The sequence below is a fragment of the Janibacter sp. GXQ6167 genome (assembly GCF_041365945.1).
Lineage (GTDB): Bacteria > Actinomycetota > Actinomycetes > Actinomycetales > Dermatophilaceae > JBGFSK01.
The window spans coordinates 17301-29444 of the sequence record NZ_JBGFSK010000014.1; the positions used below are offsets into that span (position 1 = coordinate 17301).

6 protein-coding genes are annotated in these 12144 nt (G+C 67.7%); 4 read left to right on the forward strand and 2 right to left on the reverse strand.

Translation table 11 applies throughout. The features are described 5' to 3' along the window. Window positions 1-52 precede the first annotated feature (52 nt). From AB8K43_RS14970 to AB8K43_RS14980, 3 genes are read left to right on the forward strand one after another with little or no spacing between them, the layout of a single operon-like run. The gene (locus AB8K43_RS14970; protein WP_370895018.1) at window positions 53-679 is read left to right on the forward strand and encodes an N-6 DNA methylase; all 627 of its coding nucleotides are present in this window, start codon (window positions 53-55) and stop codon (window positions 677-679) included. After that, complete coding sequence (locus tag AB8K43_RS14975) at window positions 676-3960, forward strand: DEAD/DEAH box helicase (RefSeq protein WP_370895019.1); 3285 nt, start codon at window positions 676-678, stop codon at window positions 3958-3960. Before AB8K43_RS14970 ends, AB8K43_RS14975 begins: the two co-directional genes overlap by 4 nt. A gap of 2 nt (window positions 3961-3962) precedes the next feature. After that, on the forward strand, window positions 3963-5015 hold the full coding sequence (locus AB8K43_RS14980; RefSeq protein ID WP_370895020.1) for an Eco57I restriction-modification methylase domain-containing protein: 1053 nt from the start codon (window positions 3963-3965) through the stop codon (window positions 5013-5015). A gap of 15 nt (window positions 5016-5030) precedes the next feature. Here the strand turns inward: AB8K43_RS14980 and mobF are convergent, their stop codons facing one another. Next, window positions 5031-10697, reverse strand: a complete 5667-nt coding sequence (gene mobF, locus AB8K43_RS14985) for a MobF family relaxase (RefSeq protein WP_370895021.1) — start codon at window positions 10695-10697, stop codon at window positions 5031-5033. An 88-nt stretch (window positions 10698-10785) separates the two neighbouring features. Here mobF and AB8K43_RS14990 point away from each other — a divergent pair, with 88 nt between their 5' ends. Beyond that, entirely contained in the window at window positions 10786-11310 is a 525-nt protein-coding gene (locus tag AB8K43_RS14990) for a hypothetical protein (RefSeq protein WP_370895022.1), read from the forward strand. Window positions 11311-11481: 171 nt separating this feature from the next. On the opposite strand, the gene AB8K43_RS14995 is transcribed toward AB8K43_RS14990, so the two are convergent. Beyond that, window positions 11482-12033, reverse strand: coding sequence for a trans-aconitate 2-methyltransferase (locus AB8K43_RS14995; protein ID WP_370895023.1), 552 nt, complete (start codon window positions 12031-12033; stop codon window positions 11482-11484). Window positions 12034-12144 lie beyond the last annotated feature (111 nt).

Genomic DNA, 12144 nt, shown 5'->3' on the forward strand with positions numbered 1-12144 from the left:
TGCCTGTCCGACCCGGTCGATACTCTCGCCGGGTGTGCAAGGTGAGGCCGTCATGACTCTGGCCCTGGAGGAGTCCCTGGTGAAGTCCCGCGATCGGGTCAAGGCATACGGCGAGGTGTTCACGCCGCGTCACATGGTCGAGCAGATGATCGACGTCGTCGCCGAGGACATCGAGGCCGTCGACAAGACAGTGCTCGAGCCGGCGGCCGGCGACGGGAACTTCCTCGTGGCGATCTTGGAACGCAAGCTGCGGACCGTCGAGTCAACCACCGAGCCGGGTCTGCGACCGCAGGAGTCGCTGTTCGCCCTGGCTTCGATCTACGGGGTCGAGCTGCTCGAGGACAACCACGCGGACGCCAAGACGGCGATGCTCGAGACCTTCCTGGACTTTCACCGGCGTCAGGGCGCTACGTGCGACGCGGGCACTGATCTGCACCGGGCGGCGGTCTTCCTGATCGACGCCAACATCGTGCGCGGGAACACCCTCACCGGCCTGGACCCCGAGGGTCAGGAGATCCAGCTGTCCTGGTGGACCCGCTCGACTGATGCGCCGGGGCTGGTTCTGCGCGAGCCCTTCACACTCAACTCCCTGCGTGAGAGCGCGATGTTCGACTTCACTGCCTACGAGAGCTACGCGCCGTGCGCGATCGAGCAGGTCCACCAGGAGGTCCGGGCGTGAACACCCCAAAGATCAGCACCTTCCGCGAGATCACCCCGCTGATCTACTCCTGGCGTACCCCTGACGTGCCCAAGTACGCGGGCTGGGAGAAGATCGGCTACACCGAGCAGGAGAGCGCCGACGCGCGCATCGCGCAGCAGGCCTCGCAGCTTGCGATCGCCAAGGAGCGCCTCTGGGCCCGACGGGCGCTGTTCACCTCCGAGGCCGGCGGCCGGTTCACCGACCACGACTTCCACACCTATCTCCAGCAGCAGGGCATCACCCGGGAGCTCGACCCGCGCACCGAGTGGCACGACTTCAACGGCACCGCCAAGACCTCGCTGGAGTACTTCAACTCTTTCGCCGGCCAGGACTACTCCGACCTTCAGACCGGTGGGCGGGACGACTACACCCTGCGGCCAGAGCAGCAGGCTGCGGTCGACCAGGCCATCGCTGCGTTCGACGCCGGTCACGACGAGGTGCTGTGGAACGCCAAGCCCCGCTTCGGCAAGACCCTGACCACCTACGACCTGATGCGCCGGCTGGACGCACGCCGCGTCCTGGTGGTCACCAACCGGCCGGCCATCGCCAACAGCTGGTTCGACGACTTCGAGCGCTTCATCGGCCACCAGACCGCGTACAAGTTCGTCAGCGAGTCCGCCTCCCTGGCTGAGCGGTCGCCGATGTCCCGCGAGCAGTGGCGCGCCTACTCGCTCGACCACCAGGACGAGGACCCCCGCATCATCGAGTTCGTCTCGCTGCAGGACCTGAAGGGGTCCGCCTACTTCGGGGGCGAGTTCAAGAAGCTCAAGCACATCGCCGACTTCGAGTGGGACCTGCTCGTCATCGACGAGTCGCACGAAGGCGTCGACACCACCAAGACCGACGTCGCCTTCAACCAGATCAAGCGACCGCGCACGCTCCACCTCTCGGGCACGCCGTTCAGGGCGCTGGCCAAGGGCACGTTCTCCCAGGAGCAGATCTTCAACTGGACCTACGAGGACGAGCAGACCGCCAAGGCGAGCTGGCCGGCGACGGGGGAGGAGAACCCCTACACGGCGCTTCCGACGCTGAACCTGCTGACCTACCAGCTATCGAGGATGATCAGCGACCGGCTGTCCGAGGGCGTGGCTATCGACGAGGACTCGGACAGCGTCGACTACACCTTCGACCTCTCCGAGTTCTTCTCCACCAAGGACAACGGATACTTCGAGTACGAGGACTCGGTCATCAAGTTCCTCGACCGGCTCACCGAGAACGAGAAGTACCCCTTCTCCACGCCCGAGCTGCGCGACGAGATCCGGCACTCGCTCTGGCTGCTCAACCGGGTGGCCTCGGCCAAGGCACTGGAGCGGATCCTCAAGAAGCACGAGGTCTTCAAGGACTACACGATCGTGCTCGCAGCCGGCGACGGCAAGACCGAGGACGACGGCGACGACATCTCCGTCGGCAAGAGCCTGAGCAAGGTCCGCAAGGCCATCGCCGACGCCGAGAAGGTCGGCGGCCAGACCATCACCCTCTCCGTCGGCCAGCTGACCACCGGGGTCACGGTCCCCGAGTGGACGGCCGTCGTCATGCTCTCAAACATCGTCTCCCCGGCCCTGTACATGCAGGCAGCCTTCCGGGCGCAGAACCCTCGCACCTTCGAGCGCAACGGAACCGTGCTCCAGAAGAAGAACGCCTACATCTTCGACTTCGCACCCGAACGCACCCTGACCATCTTCGAGGCGTTCGCCAACAACCTCGGCCAGGACTCAACCGGCAACCCAGCCCTGCGCCGAGAGAACATCCGCCAGCTGCTCAACTTCTTCCCCGTCATCGGTGAGGACTCCCAGGGCCGGATGATCGAGCTCGACGCCACCCAGGTGCTGACCTTCCCGCAAGTCTTCAAGGCCCGCGAGGTCGTGCGCCGCGGCTTCCTGTCGAACCTGCTCTTCGACAACGTTGCCGGCATCTTCCGGTACTCCGAGCAGGTCAAAGAGATCCTCGACAAGCTCCCCGTGGCCAAGCAGCAGAGGATCGTTAAGGCCGACCCCATCGAGATCCCACAGCCGCCTCCTGTCACCGACCACGAGGGCAACGTCCAGGTGGACTACGAGACCGTCATCGCCCCGAAGGTGGCCGAGCTGGGTCCGCCTGTATGGAGCGTCGAGAACATCCCGACGGTCACCCCGGACACGAAGGCCTCCAAGGCCGCCGACCTACTGGCCAAGGCCGTCACCGAGCAGAGCCGTCCTCACCGTGCGGAGCTGCAGCAGGAGTACGGCCTCTCGGCCAAGCAGGTCGCACGCGACGAGAAGAGCACCGAGCAGGTCGTCCGCGGGAAGGTCGAGCGGGCCTACGCCGACTACGGCATCGCTGCCAAGCACCTCGAGGACGAGCGCGCGGCTGCGGCGACGGAGGCCGAGGCGGCCGCCGTCGCGGCCAAGAAGGCCGAGCAGGACGCCGAGTTCCAGAAGCAGATCGCCGCGATCGTGGCCGAGTCCATCGAGGACGTCACGCCCGAGGTCGTCCACCGCGAGGAGGTCCGCAGGAAGCAGCGCGTGGCCAACGAGACCATGGACGACACCCGTGACCGGCTGCGTGGGTTCGCCCGGACCATCCCGATGTTCCTCATGGCCTACGGCACGCGAGGGATGACCCTGTCCAACTTCGATGACCACACTCCGGACGACGTCTTCGAGGAGATCACCGGGATCACTGAGGCGGAGTTCCGGCTGCTGCGCGACGGGCAGGAGATCACCCACGACGACGGGCGGGTGGAGAAGATCCCTGGCCTGTTCGACGAGGCGGTGTTTGACCAGTCGATCCAGGAGTTCCTCGACAAGAAGGAGGAGCTCGCCGACTACTTCGACGACGCGCTGACCGAGGACATCTTCGCCTACATCCCTCAGCAGAAGACCTCGCTGGTCTTCACCCCGAGACCAGTCGTGAACCAGATGGTGGACGTCGTCGAGACCGAGAACCCTGGCATCTTCTCCGACCCTGACAAGACCTTCGTGGACCCGGTGTCGACCAACGGTCTCTTCCTTATGGACATCGTGCGCAGGCTCGATGCCGGTCTGGCTCCGCAGATCCCCGACCAGGACGAGCGCCTCCGGCACATCCTCACCCGGCAGATCTTCAAGGTCAGTCAGAGCCAGATCATGCACGCGATCAGCCTGGAGGCCGTCTCCGGCGGCGATGCCGAGCGCCGGCGCTGGCTCGAGGACTCCGGCCACTTCCAGGTCGGCAACATCGCCCGCATGACCCCCGACGAGCGCCAGCAGCTGGCAGACGACATGCTCACCGAAGGAGCCTGACCATGGGCAAGAAGTTCGACGTTGTCATCGGCAACCCGCCGTACCAGGAGGAGGCCCAGGGTGGAGGAACCCGGGACACGCCGGTCTACCACCTTTTCATGGACGCCGCCTACGAGATCGGCGTCAAGACCGTGCTCATCACCCCCGCGCGCTTCCTCTTCAACGCCGGCTTCACCCCCAAGGCGTGGAACGTGAAGATGCTGGCAGACGAGCACCTGAGCGTGGCCCACTACGAGTCCGACTCCAAGAAGCTCTTCCCCGGCCTGACCGACCCGATCAAGGGTGGGATCGCGGTCACCTACCACGACAGCGAGAACGCCATCGGGCCCATCGGCTCCTTCGCCAAGCACCCCGAGCTCAGCACGATCCTGAGCAAGGTGGACGACGCCGGACAACCCTCCATCGACAAGCAGGTTTCGAGCGGTCGGGCCTACGCCTTCACGGCGGCCATGCACACCGCCCACCCCGAGGCCTCCGGCAAGATGTCCAGCGACGCCCAGTTCCGGGTCAGCACCAACAGCTTCGAGCAGCTCGCGTTCCTCTTCCACGAGGACGAGCCCGAGGACGACATGTCCTACGCACAGCTCCTTGGCGTCATCAAGAACCGCCGGCACTACCGCTGGATCCGCCGTGACTACCTCACGGGCCCGGACAGCTTCGACAAGTACAAGGTCGCAGTCCCGGCCGCGAACGGCTCGGGGTCGACCACCGACTTCTTCGGAGTCGCCCTGAACAACCCCACCGTGCTGGGCCCCGGCGTCGGCGTCACCCAGACCTTCCTCACCATCGGCTCGTTCGACACTGACGACGAGGCACAGGCGTGCCTGAAGTACGTCAGCACCAAGTTCGCCCGCGCCATGCTGGGCGTCCTCAAGGCCACCCAGCACAACCCCGCCTCGACCTGGAAGCACGTCCCGCTCCAGGACTTCACGGCGTCGTCCGATATCGACTGGTCCAAGCCCATCCCTGACATCGACCAGCAGCTCTACGCGAAGTACGGGCTCGATGCCGAGGAGATCGCCTTCGTCGAGGAGAAGGTCACGCCTATGGCGTGAGGCACGGGCTAAGAGCTAAAGGCGAGGAGCTTGTTGAACCGTCGTAGATGGTGGCGTCTGACGCCGCTCCTCCTGGGTGCCCGGCACGGCGTGGGTCTTGGCAACGGTTGCCTCGGGTGTCGGGGGAGTGCCGGGCATCGCTGCGGCGATCCGGTACCTGAGGTCCTGGGCAGGTCGACTGCTGAGGGGCTCCTCTGACACGAGCGTGTGCGCCAGGGTCTCGACGTCGAGGCCAGCCTGTTGGGCCTCGTCGAGCATCCAGGCGACGGCGGGCCAGTCGGATTCGTGCGGCAGGCGCGGGTCCAGGTCTCGGGCCAAGACGATCCACGGTCCTTCGGGGGAGGGGCCGGCTTCGAGCCGGGCGCGGACCGCTGCGACCTGGTTGAGCGCGTCCTGTGCCGCGGTGCGGGGGTCATGGTTCCAGGCGGTGATGCGCTCTCCGAGGAGCCTGGTGAGGTCGTCGTGTGGCTGCTGAGTGGCTGAGGCGATCCGTGTCAGGCCTGTCGCCCACCCGTCGGGGGCTGAAGCAGCGAGCACGTCCATGGCCGCGTCCTGGGCAGCCTTTCCGGTGAGGTTCGTCAGGCGCTCATCGAGGAGGACATGGCTGAGGGGCTTGGTCTCGACGAGGGCCAGGGCAAGGGCTCGCGCGCCGCGGTTGGCCAGCAGGTCTGCGGGGTCGGAGCCGGTGGGGAGCGATACGTGCGAGGTTGCCAGGTTGTGCTGGGCCAGGAGCCAGAAGGCACGCTCTGCGGCGATCTGGCCGGCGAGGTCGGCGTCGGTGGCGACGAGAACCTCGGAGCCGTGCTCGGCGAGCTGGGTGGCTTGCTCGCTGGTCAGCGATGTTCCGAGGGGGGCGACGCCGACGTGTCGGTTGCTGGAGAGGGTGACGGCGATGGCGTCCATGGGTCCTTCGACCAGGACGGGGGTGGCGTCGGCGGGCAGGCCGCTGGGGGCACCGAACAGCTGGGCGCCCTTGTGGAAGAGGACGGTCTGGGCGGTGTTGAGGTACTTCGGGCCGCCTCGGTCGTCGTCGGTGAGGTCGGGGTGACGTCGCCCGACGAAGCCGAGGACCTCTCCCTGGTGGGTGATGGGGAAGATTGCGCGGTCGCGGAAGCGGTCGATGAGGCGTCCGGTGCTGGCGACGGTGGCGACGCCGGCGGCGAGCATCTCGTCGCCGGTGACTCCGGCCTGGTGGAGGTGGTCGACCAGGCGGGTCCAGCCCTGGGGTGCGTAGCCGGGCGCGAAGTCAGGGTGTCCGGTGAGGTCCATCCCGAAGCGGTCGTGGAGGTATTGATGTGCCCAGGAGCCGGGGAGGGACTGCTCGTAGTAGGCGCGGGTGAGGTTGTTGACCTGGAGCAGCCGCGCGATCGGGATCGGGCTGAGGTCGGCCTCGGCGGCTCGCCGTTCTTGGGCTTGAATGTCTTGGTAGGACGGCTCGAGTGGACCCATGAGTTCTCGGCGCATGGCGGCGAAGTCGAGGTTGCTCGCGGGTGCGGGGACGGGGGCTCGGTCGTCGAGCGTCTCGAGCTCCACGCTCGTCGGTGAGGGGTGGACGGGGGCTCCGTGCCAGAGGTCGTGTGGGGGTTGGTCTTCCTCGGGCGGAGGGGGCTCGTGGTCGTGGTGGGTGTCGACGGCCTCGGTGAGCAACGTCAGCCGCCAGATCATGGCCTGGCACTCGTCGATGTCTGCGGCTGCGTCGCCGGGGTTGGTGGCGCGCAGGATCTCGTTCAAGGGCATGCCGCGCTGGAGGGCGTGGTCGATGGTGGCGACCAGGCGGGACCAGGCGGGGCTGGCGTGCATATCCTCGGAGCGGTTGCGTCCGACTGCGTGGGCGAGGTCGCGGTCCCAGGTGGTGGCCAGTTGGCTGCCGGTGTCGGTGTCGACGGCCGGCACGTGCTGGGAGAGTCGCCACCACAGGGCTGCTGCCGCGTGGTCGTCGGGAAGCGGGCCCTGGGCCATGGCGTGTGTGACCAGGGGGGCGGGGTTGATCCCGGCGCGGCTCATCGCGGCCAGGCGCTCGGCCAGGGCGCCGATGAAGGGGTCACGGCCGACCTGGGGTGCCAGCGCGCGAAGGGATGCGCCCCACTCGAGGATGGCCGGGGTGCGGGTGCCGCCGAGCTGGTTGTTGAGGTGGCGCTGCCACTGCACGGCGAGCTTGTTCGTCTGCGGTGCTCCGGTGGGTCGGCGATCGGTCGGGTCGACCTGCGTGGCAGCGCGCCAGACTGCGACGTCGGCGATCACCGGGGCGTCGGGGCGGCGCGCTCCGTCCTGGAGCCAGGGCAGGTCCTGGCCGTGCGCCTCTTCGCGGACCTCGGCAGCCAGGGCCGTGGTGAGGTCTGCGCGGGCGGTGAGGTAGTCACCCCAGGCGGGGTCGTCGGCCAGTGACCGCGGGATGCCGGGCAACCAGGGCAGCGGAGCGGGGTTCGCATCGCGTGCCCCGGCGTGGTCGATGCGCCAGTCCAGGACGGCTGCTGCGTCGACGGCGCTGTCGATGTCCCTGCTGTGAAGAGCGTCGCTGAGGGCCTGGTTGGGGTCGATGCCGTGGGCTGAGCGCAGGATCAGGTGTGAGCGCAGAGTCGGCCACGCGGGCTGCTCGGTCAGGCCGCGTAGCAGGGTCTCGGCGTGCTCTTCGAGGGCTGTCACGGCATCGGGTCCGAGACGTTCTTGGGCGGCGAAGTGAAGGGCATCGCAGTACCGGGCGGTGGCCTCGCCGAGGCGACGCGTGGGGTCGTTGCCCTCACGCAGGAGAGTGGACGCAGAGACGGGGGAGGCGTCGCGGGCGAGGATTCCTTCGAGGATGTCGGTGGCCGTGGGCGGGGCGACGGCCTCGGGCCGGATGGCGTTGTGCTCGTCGCCGTCGCCGACGACCTGCAGGTAGACGTGGTTGGAGTGCCGGCCGCGAGTAAGCATCGTGTAGATCTGCTGGCGGGACTCACAGCCGGTGGCCAGACCGTGCATCGTGTCGACCGAGACGCCTTGGGCGGCGTGCACGGTGGTGGCGTACCCGAGCTCGGTGGAAGCGGACACGTAGTCGGCGGGCAGGGTCAGCGTCTTGCGGGTGTGGGCATGCTGCACAGCTAGGGAACCGTCACGGTGGACGTCGGTGACCGTCCACCGGTCGCCGTTCTTGACCCAGTCTGTGGCGGTCATCCGCAGCCGCCGCTCGTTGGCTCGGGTGATGAGCAGGTCCCCGACACATGCTCGGTTCCCGTCGCTGAGGGGGGCGGTCCGGGAGGGCTCTTGACCGTCAAGGCGGTGGGCCTGGGCGCGCTGGTTGAGCTCGCTGACCAGGTCGCGGGTGGGAGCGAGCATGATCGAGTCCCGCCCGTGCGCCCGGTCGATCTGCCAGGCGGTGAAGACGTCCTCGGTGATGGTGGTGAGGTTGCCGACGTGCACGCGGCCGTGGTCGAGGTAGTAGCCCAGGGCCTCGGGCGAGCCCTCCCGCAGGGCCAGGGAGGCGGCCCCTTCGCCGGGATCGGAGAAGCGCATCAGCTCGGTCAGGCGCAGCGCGCCGTGACTGGTGGCGATGTCGCGCAGGATTCCGCCGGCACCGATCGCGGCGAGTTGCTGGTCGTCGCCGATGAGGCGCACGCTGCCGCCTCGGGACAGGACGAACACGATCGTGGTGTCGAGGGTGAGGGTGTCGGCCATGCCGGCCTCGTCGATGATGACCAGGGTCTTGGGCCCGATGCTGCGCGCCCATTCGGGCAGCTCGTCGTGGCGGATCGAGTGGGCGAGCTTGGCCAGGGTGTCGGTCGATGTGTCGATCTGCTCGCGCAGCGCGGAAGCAGCCGCGGCTGAGGGGGCCAGGCCCAGGACGGTCCCGCCGTCGTTCTCCCACGCGGTCGCCAGGGCCTTCATCGCGGTGGTCTTGCCTGCTCCGGCGGGTGCGATCGCGAGCTGGACGCGGGCGCCCGAGGTTGCCATCTGCCGCACAAGCGCGGCCTGCCCGACGTTGAGGGTGGTGCCGTTGGCGACGGACTCCAGCAGTGCGAGATCGACCGCTTGTGGCGAGGCCGCATGCCTGTCGTGGTGCGCGGCCGCGGCGACGATGCGCCGCTCGGCGGCAAGGACGTCGCGCGAGGTGTACTGCTGCGTGCCGTGCACGGTGTAGACGCTGGAGCCGTCGCGGCGTCGCAACGAGGACGGCTCCTCGATGCCGTCCTCGGGGTGCCGCAGGCGAACCGAACCGGCCTCGAGCGCCTGCTCTGTCAGGTGCGTGACGATCCTCTCGACGTGCTCCGGGGCGAGGTCCATGGCCCGGACGCGGCGCTGTGCTTCGGCCCGGACGTGCCAGGTCTGCCAGGTGCTGCGGCGGGCCTGCACCGTGGCGATGACCTCCGCGGCGGTGTCGCGGACCCACCGGTCGGTGACCTGGGCAAGGGCCTTGGGGGAGGGGTTGATGGCGGCGTGGAGCATCCGTGCAATGCCATCGTCGCCGCCGAGGACCTCGCCGGCCTGCTGCCGCCAGGTCTGCCGCTGCTCGGCCAGGGAGCGGGGCTCCTTCTTCGCGTCGCGGGTCTCCAGGGTGGCCTGGCTGGCCAGCTGGATCGCCTCAACCGGGGTCGGGGGACGGGCGTGGTCCCGCTGGAACTGCGCCGTCAGCTCGGTCTGCCGAGCCGCGATCAGAGCCCGGCGGGCAGACCACAGCTCGTTCAGATCGGGGGAGACACCGACGACCTCACGCACGGGCCGCTTACGCGCATCCGCGGTGGCTCGCTCCTCGAAACGCAGCCCCAGGTCGACACGAAGGTGCTTCTCCAGGGCCGTGTTGTAGGTCTCCGAGGCCGACACGACCGCCTTGAACATGACCCGCCCGTCGATCGCCAGCCACTGTCCGTCCTCGGTCTGGACCTTGTTGGCCACGGCGACGTGGGTGTGCAGGTCCGGGTCGCCGGCGCGGGAGTCGCGGTGGGTGAACGCGGTCGCTACCAGCCCCTTCACGTCGACCTGACGGACCCCGTTCGTGCCGGTGCGCGTGTAGAGGGCGTGCTCTTCGAGGAAGGCCAGAGCGTCCTTGATCGCCCCCTGGTGTGCCTTCTCGATCCGCGCCGCGGTCGCCGGGTCGGCCAGCGCCCACAGCGTCGAGACCGACTTCACCGGGGAGAAGGTCAGGTCGTACCCGGCCACCGCCCTCGTCTTGGGGCGGGAGTACTTGGCGATCCCGGCAGCCAGCTCGCGGGCGTCGGCGGGGTCCCTGCCGTGCTCGGCCCGGAAGAACTTGGCGCCCACCTCGTCGCGGATGCTGGCCCGCACATCGACCGGAACGGGGGCCCCGCTGGGCTGACCCATCTGCGCGTTGTACTCGCTCAGGCGCTGCGCGACCTCGATCCGAAAAGCGCTGACGTCGTTCTCGTACACCCGGTACGGCCGGCCCAGACGTGCCGCGGTCCTGAAGTCCTCCGGCGACGCCTCATCCCCCAGGGCCGCCATCCGAGCGTCCGCCAGCGGGTGGTGACCAGACCCGAACAGGGCCTGCATCTGCTCGGCCGTGACCACGTCCCCGGCCGCCAGGCCCTCGATCCCGGCGACCCCGGAGCCGACCCACACACCAGGCGACTCGCCCTTGGCGGCGTAGTAGGACGCCAGCCCGGTGTGGCCCTTCTCGGTGACGTCCTGCGCCGCTACCTGTCGGGTCAGGTAGTCGTACCCGCTCCCGGCGGTGAGCTTGTGCATCGACATCGTCACACCCCCTAAAGCCTCCGAGAAGGCCCTGGGCGTTCACCCCCTGGTGGGTAGGTGCTCAGTTCCACGGTGACCAGTGGCACCCGTGGACCGTGAGTCCAGGGCTGTTGAGTCTGCACCGGCCCTTGTGGAAGCGATGGACCGATTCTTTCCGGATGCAGCCACCTCGACACAGATCATCGACGATCTCGCTCAGCGTCGAAACGAGGCTTCGCACGGCTGGCAGTCAGAACTCTTGTCATTTGAACTGATGCAAGCCTATATTGAAGTTGTCGACGCCTTTTGCGTGGCCCTGTTTGAGGCAGCAGCGAGTGCTGTTGCGAGACATTTCGTCAGGTTGCAAGGCGTGGAGCTCGGTCGTCCGGATAAGGTTTTCCGCAACCACATTGCTGGTTACTACAGCCTGCCCCACGGCGTCGCAGTAGGTGACGTGATTGCCGTAGTGACCAGTAAGGGGGTGCGTTGCGCTCGTGTGCTAGAGCTTCAGCGTGATCATGCGAGCGTGGAATCCGCAGAGGCTGGCTATTCCACGTCAGTGCGAGTGGCCCTCCGGCTGTCCCAGAGACATCGGCTGTTTGTTCTTCCGGTAGCCGCCCAGGGGCTCACTTGACTTGGTGTGCATCGCTTCCGCCGCAGCCTCCCTCAGCTCGGGGGGGCAACGTTTTCGACGTGAGTGCGGACGGGCAGTGCGGGGCAAAGGCAGCCAAGCGACGAGCCGTCTCTTGCAGGATCCAGCTTCACCCGTGAGCCCCTTCCGGACTTCCTGTACTGCCGCGCTCGGTTATGCGGGCAGGCGGTATGCGGAGATGTGGCTGTCGCTCTCGGAGGTGAACTCCGAGCGGGTCCAGTCGGCCCAGCGTCCGGCCGGTGCGAGCCCGGCGAGCTGGGCCATGAGGTCACACTCGGCCGGCCAGACGTAGCGGAAGTTGCTCGTCGAGTACCGGTACGTCCCGTCGGGTTCCCTCGAGTAGTGGTGCGAAGTGCCTTGCTGGGTGGTCATGTCGTAGGTGTCGAAGCCGGTGTGATGTTCTGTGACCTCGAAGGGCACGGCTGTCTGCCCGGGCGGGAAGCGGCGGATGCCGGGTACCCACAGCTCGATCACGAAGTGTCCACCAGGAGCGAGGTGGCGCGCCGCGTTGCGGAAGCATGCGACTTGCTCCTCCTGCGTGCGCAGGTTCCCCAGCGTGTTGAACACGAGGTACACGAGAGAGAAGACGCCCTCTACCTGTGTGGTCGCCATGTCGCCGACCACGACGGGAATCTCGGTGGCCGATGCCTTCCTTCGCAGTTGCTCGACCATCGGCTCCGAGAGCTCGATGCCAGCGACCGGCACGCCCCGTGGGCCGCCCCCGTCATTCGGTCCGGACGGTGTGTGAGTCGTCGGTTTCGATTTGATGGGTGCATTGCCGAGCGTACTCGGCTGGGGGCAGGTAGCCGAGCGAGG

Coding starts and splice junctions, on each gene's coding strand:
- AB8K43_RS14980 (WP_370895020.1), top strand. CDS start 3,963: ATGGGCAAGAAGTTCGACGTTGTCATCGGCAACCCGCCGTACCAGGAG.
- AB8K43_RS14970 (WP_370895018.1), top strand. CDS start 53: ATGACTCTGGCCCTGGAGGAGTCCCTGGTGAAGTCCCGCGATCGGGTC.
- mobF (WP_370895021.1), bottom strand. CDS start 10,697: ATGTCGATGCACAAGCTCACCGCCGGGAGCGGGTACGACTACCTGACC.